This is a genomic window from Micromonospora sonneratiae (assembly GCF_042679305.1).
GTDB lineage: Bacteria > Actinomycetota > Actinomycetes > Mycobacteriales > Micromonosporaceae > Micromonospora_H > Micromonospora_H sonneratiae.
In genome coordinates this window covers 97,830-116,822 of record NZ_JBHTMP010000004.1, presented here as the reverse complement: position 1 = coordinate 116,822, position 18,993 = coordinate 97,830, and the positions used below count along the sequence as shown (strand labels likewise).

18 protein-coding genes are annotated in these 18,993 nt (G+C 69.5%); 7 read left to right on the top strand and 11 right to left on the bottom strand.

The annotated features are described in order from the left end of the window. Nucleotides 1-76 precede the first annotated feature (76 nt). Nucleotides 77-1,246 (bottom strand): UDP-N-acetylglucosamine--N-acetylmuramyl-(pentapeptide) pyrophosphoryl-undecaprenol N-acetylglucosamine transferase, encoded by a 1,170-nt coding sequence (locus ACFQ4H_RS04475; protein WP_377567242.1) that lies wholly within the window; start codon nt 1,244-1,246, stop codon nt 77-79. Between the two features lie 364 nt (nt 1,247-1,610). On the opposite strand from ACFQ4H_RS04475, the gene ACFQ4H_RS04470 reads away from it, so the two are divergent. Both ACFQ4H_RS04470 and ACFQ4H_RS04465 read left to right on the top strand, forming a co-directional pair. Beyond that, complete coding sequence (locus ACFQ4H_RS04470) at nt 1,611-2,063, top strand: YbhB/YbcL family Raf kinase inhibitor-like protein (RefSeq protein ID WP_377567240.1); 453 nt, start codon at nt 1,611-1,613, stop codon at nt 2,061-2,063. A gap of 644 nt (nt 2,064-2,707) precedes the next feature. Continuing rightward, nucleotides 2,708-3,055: a histone-like nucleoid-structuring protein Lsr2 gene (locus ACFQ4H_RS04465; protein WP_377567238.1), complete on the top strand. Its 348-nt coding sequence runs from the start codon at nt 2,708-2,710 to the stop codon at nt 3,053-3,055. A gap of 308 nt (nt 3,056-3,363) precedes the next feature. Here the strand turns inward: ACFQ4H_RS04465 and ACFQ4H_RS04460 are convergent, their stop codons facing one another. After that, nucleotides 3,364-3,882 (bottom strand): TrmH family RNA methyltransferase, encoded by a 519-nt coding sequence (locus tag ACFQ4H_RS04460; RefSeq protein ID WP_377567236.1) that lies wholly within the window; start codon nt 3,880-3,882, stop codon nt 3,364-3,366. A 199-nt stretch (nt 3,883-4,081) separates the two neighbouring features. After that, a complete protein-coding gene (locus tag ACFQ4H_RS04455; RefSeq protein WP_377567234.1) occupies nt 4,082-5,302 on the bottom strand; it encodes a DUF418 domain-containing protein in 1,221 nt (406 codons plus the stop codon). 137 nt (nt 5,303-5,439) lie between these two features. Between ACFQ4H_RS04455 and ACFQ4H_RS04450 the strand changes: the two genes are divergently transcribed. Next, nucleotides 5,440-6,615, top strand: coding sequence for a CaiB/BaiF CoA transferase family protein (locus ACFQ4H_RS04450; RefSeq protein ID WP_377567232.1), 1,176 nt, complete (start codon nt 5,440-5,442; stop codon nt 6,613-6,615). A gap of 19 nt (nt 6,616-6,634) precedes the next feature. On the opposite strand, the gene ACFQ4H_RS04445 is transcribed toward ACFQ4H_RS04450, so the two are convergent. Continuing rightward, nucleotides 6,635-7,039: a DUF2267 domain-containing protein gene (locus ACFQ4H_RS04445; RefSeq protein WP_377567228.1), complete on the bottom strand. Its 405-nt coding sequence runs from the start codon at nt 7,037-7,039 to the stop codon at nt 6,635-6,637. Nucleotides 7,040-7,378: 339 nt separating this feature from the next. Here ACFQ4H_RS04445 and ACFQ4H_RS04440 point away from each other — a divergent pair, with 339 nt between their 5' ends. Both ACFQ4H_RS04440 and ACFQ4H_RS04435 read left to right on the top strand, forming a co-directional pair. After that, nucleotides 7,379-7,651 carry a DUF2795 domain-containing protein gene (locus ACFQ4H_RS04440; RefSeq protein ID WP_377567226.1) on the top strand — a complete coding sequence of 91 codons (273 nt, stop codon included), beginning with the start codon at nt 7,379-7,381 and terminating at the stop codon, nt 7,649-7,651. 86 nt (nt 7,652-7,737) lie between these two features. Continuing rightward, the gene (locus tag ACFQ4H_RS04435) at nt 7,738-8,334 is read left to right on the top strand and encodes a DUF1345 domain-containing protein (RefSeq protein ID WP_377567224.1); all 597 of its coding nucleotides are present in this window, start codon (nt 7,738-7,740) and stop codon (nt 8,332-8,334) included. A gap of 33 nt (nt 8,335-8,367) precedes the next feature. On the opposite strand, the gene ACFQ4H_RS04430 is transcribed toward ACFQ4H_RS04435, so the two are convergent. The 6 genes from ACFQ4H_RS04430 to ACFQ4H_RS04405 form a co-directional block, all read right to left on the bottom strand. After that, nucleotides 8,368-9,420 (bottom strand): DMT family transporter, encoded by a 1,053-nt coding sequence (locus ACFQ4H_RS04430; RefSeq protein WP_377567222.1) that lies wholly within the window; start codon nt 9,418-9,420, stop codon nt 8,368-8,370. Nucleotides 9,421-9,854: 434 nt separating this feature from the next. After that, nucleotides 9,855-10,517: a hypothetical protein gene (locus tag ACFQ4H_RS04425; protein WP_377567220.1), complete on the bottom strand. Its 663-nt coding sequence runs from the start codon at nt 10,515-10,517 to the stop codon at nt 9,855-9,857. Nucleotides 10,518-10,620: 103 nt separating this feature from the next. Further along, the gene (locus ACFQ4H_RS04420; RefSeq protein WP_377567218.1) at nt 10,621-11,595 is read right to left on the bottom strand and encodes a pirin family protein; all 975 of its coding nucleotides are present in this window, start codon (nt 11,593-11,595) and stop codon (nt 10,621-10,623) included. Continuing rightward, entirely contained in the window at nt 11,595-12,164 is a 570-nt protein-coding gene (locus ACFQ4H_RS04415; protein ID WP_377567216.1) for a hypothetical protein, read from the bottom strand. The genes ACFQ4H_RS04420 and ACFQ4H_RS04415 overlap by 1 nt, the downstream gene beginning before the upstream one ends. Nucleotides 12,165-12,205: 41 nt before the next feature. Continuing rightward, nucleotides 12,206-13,468, bottom strand: coding sequence for a glycosyltransferase family 4 protein (locus tag ACFQ4H_RS04410; protein WP_377567214.1), 1,263 nt, complete (start codon nt 13,466-13,468; stop codon nt 12,206-12,208). A gap of 40 nt (nt 13,469-13,508) precedes the next feature. Further along, the gene (locus ACFQ4H_RS04405) at nt 13,509-15,110 is read right to left on the bottom strand and encodes a tyrosine-protein kinase domain-containing protein (protein WP_377567212.1); all 1,602 of its coding nucleotides are present in this window, start codon (nt 15,108-15,110) and stop codon (nt 13,509-13,511) included. 325 nt (nt 15,111-15,435) lie between these two features. Between ACFQ4H_RS04405 and nhaA the strand changes: the two genes are divergently transcribed. Beyond that, entirely contained in the window at nt 15,436-16,773 is a 1,338-nt protein-coding gene (nhaA, locus tag ACFQ4H_RS04400; RefSeq protein ID WP_377567343.1) for a Na+/H+ antiporter NhaA, read from the top strand. A 150-nt stretch (nt 16,774-16,923) separates the two neighbouring features. Here nhaA and ACFQ4H_RS04395 read toward each other — a convergent pair whose 3' ends face one another. Continuing rightward, a complete protein-coding gene (locus ACFQ4H_RS04395) occupies nt 16,924-17,928 on the bottom strand; it encodes an ArsR/SmtB family transcription factor (protein WP_377567210.1) in 1,005 nt (334 codons plus the stop codon). Between the two features lie 63 nt (nt 17,929-17,991). On the opposite strand from ACFQ4H_RS04395, the gene ACFQ4H_RS04390 reads away from it, so the two are divergent. Further along, the gene (locus tag ACFQ4H_RS04390) at nt 17,992-18,972 is read left to right on the top strand and encodes an aldo/keto reductase (RefSeq protein WP_377567208.1); all 981 of its coding nucleotides are present in this window, start codon (nt 17,992-17,994) and stop codon (nt 18,970-18,972) included. Nucleotides 18,973-18,993: the final 21 nt, after the last annotated feature.

Below are 18,993 nucleotides of genomic sequence, written 5' to 3'. Positions count from 1 at the left end.
CCACGGCCCGCTGGGACCGTGCCCCGGCGGGCCCAGCGGGCCGGTAGCGGAGCCGGCCGCAGCCGGGCCGCGCCCGTCAGTCCTTACGGGCCGCGTCGATGAGCTGCCGCGCCACTGCGGTGGCGGCGTCCGGCCGCCCGTGCTGTCGGGCGTTGTCAGCCAGCCGCTGACGCTGCCGTGGGTCCTTCAACAGCGCGATCACCTCGTCGCGTAGGCGGTCCGGGGTGGCGTCCGGGCCAGCCAGCATGCGGGCGGCTCCGGCGTCGGCGAGGTGCCGGGCCGTACGACGCTGCTCGTCGCCCCCGGTCGGGATCAGCGGGATGAAGACGCACGCCTTGCCCAGCGCGGTCAGTTCCGCGACGGTTCCGGCACCGCTGCGGGCAACGACAATGTCGGCGGCGGCCAGCACGTCGGGCAGTTCCCCGTGTACGTAGTCGACCACGCGGTAGCGGTCACGCAGGTAGCCGGGCAGGGCGGCGGCGACCTCCTGCATCCGGGTGAACGAGTATTCGCCGCACTGGTGCAGGACCTGGCAGCCGGGCAGGATGTCCGGCAGGATCTCGGCAACCAGGTTGTTGACCTGTAGGGCACCCTGGGCGCCGCCGGTGACGAAGACCAGCGGCAGATCCGGGTCCAGGCCGTAGGCCGCCAGTGCCGCCGCCCGGTTGCCGGCCAGCACCTCGGGCCGGATCGGGTTACCCGTCACCACCGCGCGGCTCCTGGCCCGGGCCGGCAGATGCTCCACGGACGACTCGTGGCTGAGCAGGATCCGGGTGGCCAGCTGGGCCAGGATCCGGTTGGCCAGGCCGAGCGTGAGGATCTGCTCGTGCATGACCAGCGGTCGACGGGTCAGCCAGGCGGCGACGCCGATCGGGACGCAGACGTACCCGCCGGTGGAGAAGACCACGGCGGGCCGGGTCCTGACCACGGTCATGATCGCCTGCAGGACACCGAGCGGGATCCGGAACGCGTCGGCGATGTTGCGGCCCAGCTCACGTAGGTTTGGCGAGCGGCGCAGCTTGCCGGTGGTGATCGCCTTGAACGGCACGTTCTCCTGCCGGGCGATCTTGGCTTCCAGGCCGTGGGCGACGCCGACCCAGAGCAGCTCGGGCTCCGCACCGGCCTCCGCCAGCCGGGCTCGCAGCGTACGGATCGTGGTCAATGCTGGGTACGTGTGGCCGCCGGTTCCTCCGCCAGTCACGATGACCCGGACCTTACGGAGCCGTGCCGCGCTGTAGATAGTCATGTCTTCCTTTGTCCGGTCGCCCACCGACTGCTTACACCCTGGCCGGGCCGATTCTAGTGGCGTCCGTAGGCGGCACCAGTTCCGGCGTACGGCACGGTGACTGCCGGATGATCGCAAAATACAGGACTCCGGGCAAATCTCATCTCGACCGCTTATCCCGACCGGTGCCTGTCCGTCAGTTGCGGGTCGTCAGTTGCGGGCTACCTCCGGGCACGGCCGATCGGCCGGAGGATCCCGACATTCCGGCGATCGACCCCACCGGTCCGAAACCGGGCCGGAACCCCTCGCAGCGGCGTTTCGCACGGTCCGGCCGGGGTACGCGGCCCCGAGTATCCGGGGTCGACTCGTTCCGAGGAGGGCATACATGGCCGGCATACCGATTCGCAGTTCCGCCTTCAACGACCACGATCTGATGCCGCAGCGCTTTTCCATGGACGGCGGAAACATCTCCCCACCGCTGGAATGGTCTGACGTGCCGGAATCCGCGAGCGAACTCGTCCTCCTGGTGGAGGACCGCGATGCCGGCCCGACCCCCTTCCTGCACTGGTTGGTAACCGGCATCGACCCCGGCACCACAGGGGTGGCCGAGGGACAGACACCGGCCGGCGGACAAGAATGGATCAATGGGTTCGGCAGCGCCGGTTGGGGCGGCCCTCGTCCACCCATCAATGACGACCCGCACCGATTCTTCTTCCGCATCTTCGCAGTGGACCAACCACTGGAACTACCCGCCACGCCGCAGGTCCCCGACATCCGCAAGGCGATCGCCGGTCATGAACTGACCAGCGGAAATATGGTCGGCACGTTCGCCCGCTGACCGGTCACACCCGGGCGCGGTGATTTGTCGGCCGGGTGCCGGGGTCCGCGCCCTTCCTCTGCATATCCACATATCCACACGCCCGCCGATACCCGCCCTGCCGCACAGGCAGGAACGGTCGGCGGGCGTCGTAGGCTGAGGGGCAAACGGGTTCCGCTGCCTCTCGTGAACGGGCCGCTGCCACCGCCACGACCGTCAAGCCCGGGGACACCTCGCCGACAACCTCGTGACCCGGCACCCGCCGCCGACTGCCGGCCGAACCGAGCGCCGGCCGCCGGCGCGTTTCATATTGCCTGTTGGTCCCGGTCGCACCCTGGTCACAACCGCGAGGTTTCCGTTGCCCGAGACCTTCTCACCAAGTCGGACTATGGTCCGTCAAACCATTCGACAAACGGTGCTGGCGGGCCGGGCGTCAGTCTTGCTCACTTCTACAGCCGCTAATGCCCAGTCTGACACTTCCAGCGAATCGACAACATCGATCACCACACCAGGTGGCTCAGACAAGCAGCGGAAAAGCGCGGAAGGGCCACACTCGGGCCGACGACCCCCGGGACCGATGAGACTGGCCGAACAGCTTGCAGTTTTAAGCCCTGATGCGTCAAACTCGACCCACGATACTGATTGTTCACGAGGAGTGACCAGCTATGGCAAGGCAAGTAATCACCGTTCTGACAGACGACCTCGATGGTGGAGAAGCCGACCGCACCGTGGAGTTCGGCCTGGACGGCGTGAACTACACCATTGACCTGTCGGAAAAGAACGCGGGCAAGCTCCGCAAAGCGCTGGACCCGTACCTCACGGCGGGTAACCGCATTGGTCGGAGCGGGGTGGAAGGACGCCGCCCGGGTCGTCGCGCCGGTGGCGCAGCTCCGACCCGGACCGACCGTGACCAGAACAAGGCCATCCGGGAATGGGCGGCCAAGAACGGTTACGAGGTTTCCGAGCGCGGTCGGATCCCCGCTTCCGTGGTCAAGGCGTACAACGAGCGTTGAGCGACAGCCCGCCTCCCCTGCTGGGCGTCGTAGCTGGTCCACCCCCGCTGATCAGATCGGATCGGCGGGGGCTACCCGGAACCGCGTGGACAACAACGACCGCGAACCGGGAAAGCGCCCCCGACAGCGGTATGCAATAGCTCTCGGTCACCTGTTCTGCGGCTCGCCCTGACGGAGGTTGGCCGGTCGCCACCACCCGCACCCTATCGGTTAATAAGGTTGCCAAAACCGGCGTGTCCGCCAATGGGTTCCCGAACGTCACTCCAACCTGCCGAGGAACCGGGCGTCCGCCAATCCGACGCGGCCGGCTACACGAGCCCGGCAAGCTTGTAGAGCACCAGAGAGCCGGCCACGGCCACGTTCAGGCTCAACCCCGTACCCACCATCGGAATCTCGACCACGCTGTCGAGAACGTCGAGCGCCTCGACGGGAATGCCGTCGGCCTCGTGTCCGAGTACGACGATGGTGCGTTGCCGGGCGGCGGGCAGGTCGGCGAGGCGAATCGCCTCCTCGGCCAATTCGACACCCATGATGCGCGAGCCCCGGGCCCGCTCACCGGACAGCCACCGCACCGGATTGCCGACGCGGTGCACACAGGTCGGCTGGCGGAGGGTGTTCCCCCGGGCCAGGGCACCATCGACCCAGTCGAACGGTGGTACGGCGAGACACGCGCCGACCGCGTCGCAGGTACGTAGCAGGGTACCGAGATTGGCCCCGTGCATCGGCCACAGTGGTGCCGCGATCAGGTGTCCCCAACACCGGTGCGGACGCCGACGGCGTACGGCGCGTAGCTCCCGTCGGGGGCGGATACGGATGGCCGGGCTCACCGGCGCGAAGCGGCTCCGCCGCGAGAATCGATCTTCACGTTGGGTGTGCTTGGCGGCGCACACGGGCCATCGACGATGGGAATGTCCGGTCCAGGTTAAGGCCCCAACCGGGGCTGGACAAGTCGCTGTCCACAGTCGACCCCCGACTGTCCGGCCCGGTCGCTACGTCCGCTCCAGCACCGCCCCTCACCCGGGTCGTTCATCGGCTGAGCCGGGTCAGCACCCACTTCTGCGCCGCCTCGAGCGGTCCCTGGCCGAGCCACCTCAGCCACAGCCGGGACATCCCGACCAGGATCACACCGACCATCACCCACATCGCCAGCACCCACCAGGGCCGGCTCGCGTCGAGTGCGGTGGCCAGGCCCAGCCCCCAGCCATAGCAGACGATCGCACTCAGGAGGTTCTGCAGCACGTAACCGGAGAGCGCGGTACGGCCGACAGCGGCCAACGCGGTGGTGACCGGATCGGCACTCCGGGCCCGGTCCACGATCCAGCCGACCAGTCCCAGGTAGCCGAGTGCCATGATCGGCGCGCAGACGTACCGGTCCACGAGGAACAGTTCCGGGCCGATCAGCGTGGTGGACACGTTCAGCGGGAGACCCACGCCCAGCCCGATCCAGATCAGCCGACGCCGCAGTAGCTGGCCACGCTCGTCAGCGCCGAAGGCACCGGCATGGAACAGCCGCACCCCGAGCAGGAAGAGAAAGACCAGCAGACCGAAACTGATGATCGGCTCCAGCCGCAGCGCCAGCAGGTTCTCCACCCGGAACGACACCTGGTCGAGGTAGCTGCCGGTGGTGAACAGCGCACCTTCCCCGCGTGGTGCCCCATCCGTCGTGGTTGCCGGTCCGGTAGCAGGGGCCAGCAGCAGGGCCACCGTGAGCAGGGCCATGAACGTGACGTGGAGGGAACCGGCCAGGTACATCGCGACCCTCTGGGTACGGACCGAGCGTCCCACCAGCACGGCGACGAGTACGGCGGTGAGGGCGTAGCCCATCAGGACGTCGTACGCGAAGATCAACAGAAAGTGCAGGCTGCCCTCGATGAACAGCAGCACGGGTCGCCACAGGTAGCTACGTAGCCAGGGCCGGCCACGGGACTGGCTGGACCGGTGCTGGATCGCCAGCCCCACACCGAACAGGATGGTCAGCAGGGCCAGGAACTTGCCGTTGGCCAGAAACCGGAACGCGCCCTCCACCAGTGCCGCACCCGGATCGGTGGAGAGGCCGGCGGTGACCGAGATGCTGGCCGAGTCGTCCAGTACGCGTTGCTCCCCGCCCGGGGTAGCGAAGATCCATATGTTGGTGGCCAACGTTCCCAGGATGGCCACCCCACGCAACACGTCGAGCAGGGCCAGTCGGCCATGGTGTTGGCCGGTACCGCCGCCGCCACGGCCCACTGCGACTTCGACCGCTGCCATTCTTTTCCCCGTCCGATCGGTGCCCCTGACCTGTTCAGGTTCGCAGCCGGATCGGGACCATCCGTCCTACCGGCTGGGGAAAACGGCGTACATCTTCCGATGGACCACCCTCACCACGAATCGCCTATGGTGACCCCATGACGGCGGAGCGTCGACCGCACCTGGAGGGCCCCCTCTCCGGCATCCGCGTGATCGAACTGGCCGGCATCGGGCCCGGACCGTTCGCCGCGATGATGCTGGCCGATCTGGGGGCGGACGTGGTACGGGTGGACCGGGTCGACGGGGTACAGGCGGAGCTGTTCGGCCAGCCACACCCCGACCTGCTCAACCGGGGACGACGCTCGATCGGTGTCGACCTCAAGGCACCAGCCGGACGACAGGTCGTGCTCGACCTGATCCGCACGGCGGACGTACTGGTCGAGGGCTTCCGGCCCGGGGTCACCGAGCGGCTCGGGCTCGGGCCGGCCGACTGCCTCGAAGTCAATCCCCGGCTGGTCTACGGGCGGATGACCGGCTGGGGGCAGTACGGCCCCAACGCCCAGCACGCCGGGCACGACATCGACTATCTCGCGCTGACCGGTGTCCTACACGGAATCGGTCGGTCGGACGGGCCCCCGGTGCCGCCGCTGAACCTGCTCGGTGACTTCGGTGGGGGCGGCATGATGCTGGCCTTCGGGGTGGTCTGCGCGCTGTACGACGTACAGGCCGGTGGCGTCGGCCAGGTGATCGACGCCGCGATCGTGGACGGTGTCTCGGTGCTGTCCACCCAGATCCACGCCCTACGTCGAATGGGCCGGTGGCAGGACCCGCGCGGGGTAAACCTCCTCGACGGAGGGGCACCGTTCTACGACACGTACGAGTGTGCGGACGGGCGCTACCTCGCCGTGGGCGCACTCGAACCCCGGTTCTACGACGAACTGGTCCACCGGACCGGCTTCGAGCCGGAACCCGGCACCGGACGGGACCGCACCCTCCCCGGGAACTGGGCGGCCGACCGGGAGCGTTGGGCCCGGCTCTTCCGCAGTCGCAGCCGGGACGAGTGGGCGGCGCTGCTGGAACACACCGACGCGTGCGTGGCGCCCGTACTCGACTGGGCGGAGGCGCCGGGGCATCCACACCTGGCCGCACGGGAGGTCTTCGTCGAACCGTACGGGGTCCGCCAACCGGCGCCGGCCCCTCGGTTCAGCCGTACGCCCGGCGTCATCCGGCGGCCACCGCCGCAGCCGGGCGAGCACACCGACGAGCTGCTGCACGAACTCGGACTGGACGATGGCGAGATATCCCGGTTACGCGACCAGGGTGCGGTTGCCTGACCGGCGGCCTTGATCGTCCCTACCGGTCGCGTAGCACGCCGCCGGGCATCATCGAGGGTGCGACCAGGTCCCGGTACTCACCAGGCAACTGGGTCATCACCTCGTCGAACTCGCCGCCGCTGACCGCCTCGCGCAGGGTCGTGAAGACCGCCTGCAGGCCGGTGCCGGCGGTCGCCTCGTCGACTCCGGCCCCCACGCCCACCCGGCGGGTGAACTCCTCCACCCCGAACGACTCCCTGGCCTCGCCCCGCTTGCGCAGTGTCGTCTGCAGTGGCTTGGGGAGCTGTACCGCGAGATCCAACACCTCTCCGCTGGTCAACCGGTCGGCCAGCGTCTCCAACGTCGCGCGGGTGAGGTCGACTGCCTGCTCCGAGGGGACCCGGGCGCGCTGGGCGACCAGGTCGATGAAGGTGTCGTAGTTCATGCCGGCCATCTCCTTCGCGTCATGACACGACCTTGCCCCGGCACGACGTGTCACGCCGTACCGGCGGCAGAAGCAGCCGGTTACCCGGCGGCACGGGCGGCAAACGGCCGGACCGGCCGTCGACCAGGCCGGTCGACGGTGTGCCCCCGGCAGCCCACGAGTATTCCGTCCGACCACGCGTATCCCGGCAGGCCAGGCGTATCCCGTCAGGTCCCGCGTATCCCGGCAGGTCCCGCGTATCCCGGCAGGTCCCGCGTATCCCGACAGGCCAGGCGTGACCATCACCGGAACGGGTAAGCACACGGTCCGTGACCAGACCTACCGGTGGGGAGCGCGACCGTGGTGACCAACGCCGACGTACTGCGGTATCTCAACTCGATGGACTTTCCAGCCGAGAAACAGGACATCGTCCGCGAGGCGGAGCGGGCGGGCGCCCCTCCGGAGGTGCTGAAGGCGCTACGCGCCATGCCGCCCGTGGACTACCACAACACCAACGAGGTCGCCCGCTCGGCGGCTACCGCCCGTGCCCCGGAGGTCACGCCCGCAGACCTGGCTGCCAAGACCCGCAACCGCGCGCACCAGCGGGTCGCCCGGCACCTGCGCGGGATCTGAGCGGGACCGCCTGACCCAACGTGCGGACCTGGAGAAGGAACAGGACGCAGACCGATCCGGCACCGCCGTCGCTTCAACTGGCCGTCATGGCGGTCGCCGGGGTCTGCGCCGGCGGACTGTTCGGTCTGCTGCACTCGCCGAAGCTCGCCCCCCTGGTCGGCTGGGATGTCGCCGCCCTGACCTACCTGACCTGGGCCTGGGCGGCCATCTGGCCGATGGACCCGAAGAGCACCGCACGACTGGCCGTCCGTGAGGAGCCCAACCTCGCCCTACGGGACACCCTGCTGCTGGTCGCCTGTGTGGCCAGCCTGCTGGCGATCGGGGTCGTACTGGCCGGTGCCGAGTCCGTCCACGGACACGCCCAGCAGCTCCAGATCGGCCTGGGCATCGGGAGCGTGCTGCTGTCCTGGACGATCGTGCACACCGTCTACACCGCCCGCTACGCCCGGCTCTACTACACCGGCCCCGACGGCGGAATCAACTTCAACCAGCATTCCCCGCCCCGCTACTCCGACTTCGCCTACGTCTCCTTCACCATCGGCATGACGTTTCAGGTCTCCGACACCAACCTCACCAGCAACCAGATGCGGACGACGGCGATGCGGCACGCCCTGCTGTCGTACCTGTTCGGCGCGGTGATCATTGCGTCGACCATCAACCTGATCGCCGGGTTGGTGCGGTGACCCGCTGCCGGTCCCCGGCACCGCGAGCCGGGTTCACCGCTGCCCGCCGGCCCCACAGGGCAGTCGCGGTTCGGGCAGGCTTCCGAGCCCGTCGGAGTCGGCGGCAGCGGCGCTCAGAACCGCGTCGGGGAGTGGCGAGCGCTCACCGGAGGACGGTGCCGGCCGGCCCGAAGCCGGGGACGACGGTCGAGCCGGCCCCGGCCCACCGGCTGCCGTTGGCCGACCCCGATCGTCACCGTTCGGCTGTTCTGACGTGGCCAACAGCACCACGCCCCGACCGGCGACGACACAGCCCAGCACGACGGCCAGTGTCCCCCATGCCCCGGCCTCGGGCCGCTCCCCCAGGACGACCACCGCGATGGTGGTGGAGGCGATGGGGTTGGCCAGGGTCAGCGTGGCCAACGGCACACCCAGGTCCGAGTAACGGTAGGCGAACTGGGACAGCAGCAGCCCCGCGACCGCCATGCCGGCCAGGGCCAGCACCAGCGGGAGAACCACGAGGCCGAGGCTGGCCCGGCCGACCTGACGCAGCACGGTCTGGGTCAGTGCCGACCCCACGGCGAAGGCGATCCCGGCGGCGACGGCCAGCAGCAGGCTGCGGACCGCAGGTCGCCGACACCACCGGACCACCGGCAGCAGGCCGAGGAGTACGGCGGCGGCCACGCCGGCCACCAGCCAGGCCTGGTTCTGATCGAGCCCATCGTCGACCGGTCCGGGTACGGTCAGCGCCAGGAAGACCGCCAGACCGGCGACTATCGCCCCGGCCCCCCACCACCTGCGGAAGGTTACCCGGCGATCCGCCGCTGCCACGCCGAACGGCAGCGCGAGGACGAGCGTGAGCACGCCCAACGGTTGCACCACCGCCAACGGCCCGTAGACCAGCGCCAGCACGTGCAGCAGGGCACCCGTGCCGGTCAGTCCGACCGACGCCCACCACCGGCCGCGCAGCAGGAAGTCGAAGAGTGGTTCACCGCTGCCGGCCGGCTGCCGGGCGTACGCCGCGATCCGGTCCTGGAGCACCGCTGCGGTCGCGTACGCCGCTGCCGAGGCCACCGACAAGAGGACCGAGGCCAACAGCGGAGTCACGTTCGTGCCGCCGTACGTCGAAACTCCGTCATGGCTTCACGATCGCCGAAAAGGCCGGGAGCGACGTCCTCCCAAGGTGGGCATTGCTGCTACGCCAATCGACGTAGATGGCGGCATCGCCTCGTCTGGCAGAAGGAGCCCACGTGGACCGGAGACGACGACGTGGCGGCCGGTGGGTCGGGGGCGCAGCCGCTCACCGGGGTAGTAGAAAGAAACGGACGAGGCGCCTGGGCGGGGGCATCCCCCACCCAGGTCACCACGTCCGACGAAGCCCCGGCGAGTTCCGACGTGTCCGAACCGGACACGATCGCCGGGCGGCAGATGCCTGCTCGAACCGGGCAGGCATCGCTACCGGACCCATCATACGATCCGGCATCACCCATAAGGTGGATTAGCCCGGAATTGTGGGTAAGCCCACGCTGTCGTACCCGTGCTCAAGCCCGGACCGGCTGCGCAAACTCGCCGTAGCTGTTCTCCAGATCCACTCTGGCCAGGGCTCCTACCAACCAGGCCAGTTTCTCCGATTCTCCGCTGCCGGCCAGCTCGGCCAACTCGGTGGCCGATCGTCCCAGGCCGAGACGACGGGCAGCGGTCAACGCGTGCTGATCGGCGACCGGCGCGACCTCCCGCCACAGTGCCTGGACATCCCTGAAGAACAGGTCGACGACGCCGTCGTCCACACCGGCGAGTTCCTTGAGCAGACGCCGTTCCTGGCCCGGGTCGTAGCGGGCCTCGACGCGCAGCCGGCGCAGGTCGCCCCGGTACCGTTCGACGAGGCCGAGTGCGAGATCACCGAGGATGCTGGCCACCTCGTCCGGATTCCGGGGACAGCACCCCTCCCGCAGGACCCGGGACCTGGCCTCGTGCAACGACCTCGCCAGCCGTGCCGGGCTCTCCCAGCCCATGTCCCGCAGCGCCTGCGCCGTGGTGATCGCCCGCCGGAAGTCCCTCGCCCGCCGGAGCAGGATGGACAGGTAGAGCACCTGGAACAGGCTGGCCGGGTTGTTGGTAACCCGGAAGCCGTACGCCTCGGCGAACCCCCGACCGCTGCCGACCAGGCGGCGAGCCATCCGCTTCTTTTCTTCCACGCTGGTCATGACCGTGCCTGTCATCCGGTGCGACTACCCGGAACGGGCCGAGCCAAGCCCCCTCAGCCACCGCCAACCTCGGCCGGTCCGGGCCACCGGTCGGCGCGGTTGCTCACCCGACCAGACGGCCGTACCGGTCCCGGGCCTTCAGTCGGACAGCAGGCATCGTCGGCGCTGGCAGCGGCGGCGCATCGTCCTGCGCCACGGTGCCGAACCGGCGTCCGGCCATCCAGTCCTCACGCGCCTCGACGATCTCCTCGTGGGAGCGTCCGACGAAGTTCCACCACATCACCAGGGGCTCGTTGAACGGCTCGCCACCCAACAGCACCAACCGGCTCTCGGCACCGCCCCGGATGGTCAGTTCCCGCTGACCGGGAGCCAGGTAGAGAAACGACCCGGGCTTGAGGGTGACGTCGGCGACCTCGGCCGCACCCGACAGCACCAGCACGCCGTGCTCGAACGCGGCGTCCAACGGCACCCGGGTCACGCCATCGGTGGAGAGTTCGATCTGCACCCCGAGCAGCGGTGTGTGCACGACCGCCGGGGACCGTACGCCGTCGAACTCGCCGACCAGGACGGTCACCTTCATGCCGCTGCCGGGAAGCACCGGTATGTCGGCATGGTGGGCGAACCCCGGTCGACCGTGCCGTGCCTCGTCAGGCAGGGCCACCCACAGTTGCAGGCCGTGCATCAGCGGCGGATGGTCCGACGGTGACTGTTCGGAGTGGGCGATGCCGCGGCCGGAGGTCATCACGTTGAGCTGCCCGGGCCGGATGGGCTGACTGTTACCCAGGCTGTCCCGGTGCAGGATCTCCCCATCCAACAGCCAGGTGACCGTCTGCAGGCCGGTGTGCGGGTGTGGGGGGACCTGCATGCCCGGTAGACCGGTCACGTCGTCCGGGCCGAAGTGGTCCACGAAGCACCAGGCACCGATCATCCGCCGTTGCCGGTGCGGCAGCAGCCGCCGCACGGTCGTGTACCGTCCCAGCGGCACATCGTGGCCGGCCAGCAACACGCTGGTCGGCTCCGCCGCAGGTACCCCTGGGCTCTCGATGTGGCCCGGCATCGGCTCGGCGGCGCTAGTCATCAGTCGACTGTACGCCGGTGCCCTCCCCCGCCCATCCGGTCGCCGGGACCGGGCCGGACCGGTCCCGGCGAACTGCTCTCCGGTAGGGCACGGATGCGACGCCGACGTCGGGCGAGCGCCAGCATCAGCAGCACCGAACCGGCAGACACCGCAGCCAGGCCGGTCCGCAACTGCTCGCCTGGAATGCCGCCGGCACTCGACGACGGGGTCCTGATCACGGTCAACCTGGCGGTTGCCGTACGCCCGGACCGCCGTCCCGTTGCGACCAGTGTGAACGTCCCGAGCTGCTCCGGTTGGAACCTGGTTTCGAGTCGGCCGTTGGCATCGGTGGTCGCCCGGAGGTTCAGCGCTCGGGTGACCACGATGTCGACGGTCTCGTCGGCCCCGAAGCCCACCACCACGAGGGTCGTGGTCGCCCCGGGTGTGGCCGTCACCGGGTTCACCAGGAGGACGGGTGGCGGTGGCGGGTACGGCGCGGCCGACCCTGCGGCCGGCGGGCCGCCGACCATCGCAGGACCGGTCAGGGCGAGACCGGCCACGAACGCGGGAACGATGCGCAGGAGCCGCACGGCGAGACCCTCTCTACCGACTGTCCGACGGGTACGGGAGGTCACCCGTCGGCTGATTGGTCGCCCGACTGCTCGTCCCGGCGGGCCACCGCCTCGACCAGCATCTGCTCGATCTGGTCGACGCCGGCCCGCATCGACATGCGCAACAGGTAGCTCTCCCGTGCCCGGTGGGACATCTCGGCCCTCGCCTCCGCCGGGATCACCGACGCCAGGGCGAACCGGTCGGCCAGTGCCTGCCAGTCCTCGGGCGGGCAGGAAAGTCCCGCGCGGGCCCGCTCCACCAGGTCGGCGGTGTCCCCACCGGCGGACGCCACGACTGGCGAGCCGCAGGAGAGGGCGGCCTGTAGCTTCGAGGGCACGGTGCCGCGCAGCGCCGGCAGGTCCCGCAGCATGACGAGCTGATACTCGGCGGCACCGTACAACTCGGCGATCTCCTCGGGCGGCCGGCTCCCGACGAAACGTACGTTGGTGGCACCGAGTTCGGCGGTCAACTGCCGGGCCCGCTGCTCCTCGCTACCCGATCCGACCAGCACCAGGTCGAGGGATCCCTCGACCTGGGCGGCTGCCCGCACCGCCGTCTCTATCCGCTGGAACGGCCCCATGTTGCCCGCGTGCATCACGGTGCACCGTCCCCGGTGCCCGATCGCCTGACGGGCCGCCCTGGTCGCCGCCACCGGCCGGAAGATCCGCTCATCGGTCCAGTTGAGCACCACCCGGACCTTCGCCTCGTCGGCACCGCGAGCGATCACCAGCTCCCGCATCGACGGGGCGATGACCGCGATGCCGCTGGCCGCCTGGTAGATCCGTCGCACCGTACTGGCCAGGCCGCCGTAGAGGAGCCGTTCGGCGGCACGGCTGCGGGCCACGTCCGAGACGGCAACCGACTCCGGCCACAGTTCCTGTACGTGCAGGACGGTGGGGATCCGGCGTAGCAGTCGTAGCAACCCGGCAGCCGCGAACGTGGTGGCCGGCGGGTGGTAGACGTACAGCGCGTCGACGTCGGCCAGATATCGTGGCGCGACCAACGCGGCGCTACCGGCGAACGACAGGTAACTCGCCACCATGCGGGCGGCGGAGGCGTCGTGGCCGGGATAGCGCGGCACCCGCCGTACGGTGATCCGCTCGCTCGTGGTCTGGTGCTTCCAGCGCTGTCGCCAGCCGGGATAGAGCTGCCCGCCCGGATAGTCGGGGAAGCCGGTCAACACCCGCACCTCATGCCCCCGGGTGGCCAACTCCTCGGCGAGGCTGCCCGGGATGAACGCCGGTTCCGGTGGGAAGAAGTACGACAGGATGCCAATCTTCATCTGGCCACCGCCAGTTCCTGGGCAGCAGTGATCCGGCTCATCACGGGATCCGGGTGAATTCCTGGGTCGGTTCGCTCATCGCCCGGATGGTGTACGCGTCGACCGCACTGGCCGCACTCGCCTCGGTCGGCGCGGTGGTCTCGCTGTACGTCCTGTTCCCGGGCATCGCTTCGGGCGGCGCGCTCTGCCCGGCCGCCGTCGTTTCCGACTGCCCGATCCGGGTGTTCCGCTTCGTCGCGGGCGGAGCGTCCTGGTCGGCTGTCGTCCCGGGCCGCCGGCCCGGTTCCCCGGTCGGCTGGATGACCCGGTACGCCTCGTACTGGTACGACTCGGTCGCCGACGTCTTGGCCATGTTCAGCACACAGCCCAGCAGCCGCGCGGCCACCGAACTCAGTGCCTCCGCCGCCGCCATCACCTCGTCACGCGACGTCTTGCCGGCCTTGGTGACCAGCAGGGCCCCGTCGGCCTGTACCGCGACCACGACGCCGTCGGTGACCGCCAGCAGGGGCGCGGTGTCGATGATCACGATGTCCGCGGTCTCCCGCAGTGAGAGCAGCAGATCCGCCATGCTCTTGGAGCCGAGCAACTCGCTCGGATTCGGCGGGACCGAACCAGCGGTCAGCACGAGCAGCGAGCGATCCCCCCAGGGGCGCACCGCCTCGCTCACCCCGACCTCGCCGATCAACACGTCGGTGAGGCCGACCCCGGACGGCAGGCCCAGGTAGTGCGCCACCTTGGGCCGCCGGAGATCGGCGTCCACCAGCAGCACCCGCCAGCCCGCCTCGGCCAGCACGATCGCCAGGTTGCAGGCCATCGTGGACTTGCCCTCGCCCTGCACGGCGCTGGTCACCGCGATGACCCCGGCCGGTTCCTGCACGTCGACGAAGCGGAGGTTGGTACGCAACTTGCGTAGGGCCTCGGCCCGCGCCGACTGTCCGGCGGCATTCACGATCACCGGAGAGGTCTTCGCGTCCGTGGCGAACGGAATCTGCCCGAGTAGTGGGCTGGCAGTGATCTGGGAAAGCTGGGTGCCGTCGTGGATGGTGGTGTCGGTTCGCCCGCGCAGTACCGACAGTCCGATACCGACCACCAGACCGATCAGGCCGGCGAGAACGGAGGTACGGACCGGACGGGGCGAGACCGGATCAGGGTTCGTCCGAGGACCGCTGACCACCTCGATCTTCACGGGTGGTTCGTCGTCACCCGGCGGCGTCTCGATCCTCTCCACCAGCTTCACGAAGCTCGTGGCCAGCGCCTCGGCCAGTCGCAGCGAACGTGACTGGTCGGCATCGGTGATCGTCGCCTCCAGCAGGACAGTGTCCGCCTGGACCCGGGCGGAGACCCGGGACTGCACCGCACTGGCGCTCAGTCCGACCGTCCCATCAGCCGCGATGCTCTGCGCCAGTCGGTCGCTGGTGAGCAGGTCGACGTACGACTTGACCCGTTGCTGGAGAAACAGACCGCCCTGGTACGCGTCGGTCACGCCCCGACTCGGTGTCGTGACGAAGAACGTCACCGAGGAGGTGTACTGGGGCTCGGCCCGCACGGTGAGGAACCCGGCGACACCGAGAGCGACCACGACCGTCGCGAGTACGACCCACCATCGCTGGCGCACCACGCGCAGATGGTCATGCAGGTCCATCGGGGTCAGCCCTCCCGTCTCAGGTACCAACTAGTTGATCGACCTACGCGACTCGCAAGTTACGGAGGTTCGAAGAATCGAAAAATCCCCACTTTGCGCATTAAGTGCCTAACCAAATGTAAACGATCCTAGGTCGACAAGTATCCGTATTCGACCCAACAAGGCCCGACATGGCCGATACCGCCGCGTCGGGCCCGGCAACCGTGACGTCGCAGGTACGCAGGACCGGGCAACCTCGGCGGAACTTGATAAGGTGATCAACGGTGTGCCGGGAAGTCTGGTCGGCGAGGTAGGGCACGAGACTCCGACGACACCGAGGCAGGACATGCTGTCCAAGCAACCATCCGCATCCCGCAGGCCGAACGCGGCCAGGCGCCTGTTTCAGCGCTCGACCTGGCCGGAGGCGAAGGTCGTCGCCGACATCCTGCGTACCGAGACCGTCGGTGGGGGGCTACTCCTGCTCGGCGCGGTCATCGCCCTCGTCTGGGCCAACTCCCCCTGGGCCGACTCCTACTTCTCCCTCGGCCGGTTCGTACCGTGGCCGGGCGGCGACGCGCTCCACCTCGACCTGAACCTGGCCCAGTGGGCCGCCGACGGCCTGCTGGCGATCTTCTTCTTCGTGGTCGGACTCGAACTCAAACGCGAGTTCGTCGCCGGCGATCTACGTAACCCCCGACGGGCGGCGCTACCGGTCGTCGCCGCCCTCGGCGGTATGGCGCTGCCCGCCGTCGTCTACCTCACGGTGAACCTGATCGCCGAAGGTGGGGCGCCGAAGGGGTGGGCCATCCCCACCGCCACCGACATCGCGTTCGCGGTCGCCGTCCTGGCCGTGATCGGTTCCCATCTGCCGAGTGGGCTCCGGGCCTTCCTGCTCACCCTGGCCGTGGTCGACGACCTGTTCGCCATCACGATCATCGCGGTCTTCTACACCGACCACGTCAACCTGCTGCCCCTGCTCGGCGCACTGGCCCCGATCGCGGTCTTCACACTGCTGGTGCAGCGCGGCAGGACCTGGTGGTGGGCGCTCATCCCGCTCGGCGTGGTGACCTGGGGCCTGATGCACGCCTCCGGCGTACATGCCACGGTCTCCGGGGTGCTGCTCGGCTTCGCCGTACCGGTGCTGCGCCGCGACCGGAACGGGCACGGCCTGGCCGAACGGTTCGAACACCGGTGGCGGCCACTGTCGGCCGGGCTCGCCGTACCGGTGTTCGCGTTCTTCGCCGCCGGGGTCTCGCTGCGCGGTGGCGATGTCGCCAGTCTGGTCACCGATCCGGTGGTGATCGGTATCGCGGCCGGTCTGGTCCTCGGTAAGTGCATCGGCATCTTCGGCTCCACCTACCTGCTGTCCAGATTCACCCACGCCGAACTCGACGAAGGAATCACCTGGTCGGACCTGCTGGGCGTCGCGCTGCTGGCCGGTATCGGCTTCACCGTCTCGCTGCTGATCGGCGAGCTGGCGTTCGGCGCGGGCAGCGAACGCGACGAGCACGTCAAGGCCGCCGTCCTGGCCGGTTCCCTGGCCTCCGCCCTGCTGGCCTCGGTCGTGCTGGTCCGTCGCAACGCCGTCTACCGCCGGATACAGGAGCAGGAGACCCGCGACGACGACGGCGACGGTGTTCCCGACGTCTACCAGGAGTCCTCCGGACCCGACTCCGGCCGGTAGGCCTCGGCGGTGACCCGGTACCGGGCCACTCCGCGCGCACGAACGGCCACCGGCCGGCGGTCGTCGGGGCCATCCGGTACAGGCCGCACTGACACCGCCGGTTCGGGCATCGCTGACACCGCCGGTTCAGGCCGCACTGACACCGCCGGTTCAGGCCGCACTGACACCGCCGGCTCGGGCGTCGCTGACGCCGGCGAGCTGCTGGCCAAGGTCCGTACGTCGATACCTCAGCCGACGGCCGACCCGGTCAGCGACCAGCAGACCAGCGTCCCGCAGGATGGTCAGGTGGTGTGAGGCGGTCGCCGGGGCCAACCGTAGGGCGCTGGCGACCTCGCCCGTGCTGCCGGGCACGGCCAACAGGGTGAGCACCGCCGCCCTGGTGGGACCGAGCAACGCGGCCAGCGTCACCGACGGCTCGACCCGCTCGGGTTGGTCCCAGAGCCGGCCGTAGCCGCGCGGTGGATACCAGAGCGCCCGGCCCGTCGGGGCCTCGGTCATGAGGTGCACCTTCGGGCCGGCGAACCCGGCCGGCAGCAGGGCCAGCGGATGGCCGTCCAGCCCCCAGTGCCGGCTCTTGGGCGACGCCAGCCGCAGCGCCGAGCCGTCCCAGTCCAGCTTCGGGTGCAGGTCCGCCAGCAGCGTCTGCGGCCCGTGCTCCGTCGCGGCCCGCGCCCGACCTGCGATCTCGCCTTCGACCACGGCACGCAGCCGGGGCCAGACGGGGGCGAGTGCCAGTTCGAAGTACCGCCGGATCTGCCGGACCAGTTCGACCAGGCCACCGGCCGGGTCGGTGCCGAAACGTCGGATCTCCGGTGGTGCCCGATGACCGGCCCAGGCGGCATGGACCTCGGCCGCCACCCGGTCCAGCGGGGTCGCGGCCACCACCTGCAACTCCTCGTCCAGGCTCGGTCGGGAGGTGGGCGGCACCGGGGTGAGGAAATCCGGCACGTAGCAGTTCGGTCCGGAGATCAGGGCGAGGAAGGTCTCCAGGCCGGCCCCGGCCAACCTCGGTTCCACCCCGGCTCGCCAGGATGCGTACATCCAGAACCCCGCCGGCCGGATCAGCTCGAAACCGCTGGTCACCACCTCGACCATCGGCGAGTGCGCGAACCTGAGCCCGAGCAGGTCCGTCGACGCAAACTCGATCTCGATCATGCTGACATTCGAACACGGTCGAACGGTTACCGCCCAACGGACTCCGCTGCCTACGGTCGCGACATGGAATACACCTACCTGGGCCGGACCGGCCTGACCGTGAGCCGGCTCTGCCTCGGCACGATGAACTTCGCCTGGCAGATCGACGAGGCAGCCAGTCACGCCATCCTCGACCGGGCGTTCGACGAGGGGGTGAACTTCGTGGACACCGCCAACATGTACGGCAGCGAGCGCGGTGACCGTAAGAGCGAGCAGTTCATCGGCAGTTGGTGCGAGAAAACCGGCCGGCGCGACCAGATGGTGCTGGCCACCAAGGTGTACGCGCCGTTGACCGACTGGCCGAACGACGGCGGGCTCTCCGCCCGGCACATCATCGCCTCCTGCGAGGCCTCGCTGCGCCAGCTGCGCACCGACTGGATCGACCTGTACCAGATGCACCACGTGCAGCGGGACACACCGTGGGAGGAGATCTGGCAGGCGATGGAGGTCCTGGTCACCCAGGGCAAGGTCAGGTACGTCGGCTCGTCCAACTTCGCCGGTTGGCACCTGGCCCGGGCGCAGGCCGCCGCCGATCGACGGAACTTCCTCGGTCTGGTCTCCGAACAGTGCAAGTACAACCTGCTCACCCGCCACGTCGAGCTGGAGGTGCTACCGGCGGCGATCGACCTCGGAATCGGAATCCTGCCGTACTCGCCGCTGCACTTCGGCGCGCTCTCCGGCGCGCTGCGCAAACAACGCGAGGGCGTCTCCGGCCGCAGCGTCCTGCACGCCGCCGAGCGAGTCGAACCACACCGGGCGGCACTCCAGGGCTACGAGGAACTGTGCGCCGAACTGGGCGAGGAGCCGACCACCGTCGCGCTCGCCTGGCTGCTCGCCCAGCCGGGAGTGACCGGCCCGATCATCGGCCCGCGCACGCCCGGACAGCTGGACCTGGCCCTCGCGGCGCTGGACACCGAACTGTCCGCCGACACCCTGGCCCGGCTGGACGAACTGTTCCCGCCGATCGGCAAGGGCGGTCCCGGTCCGGAGGCCTGGGCCTGGTGAACGGGGGTGCCCGGGTCCGGG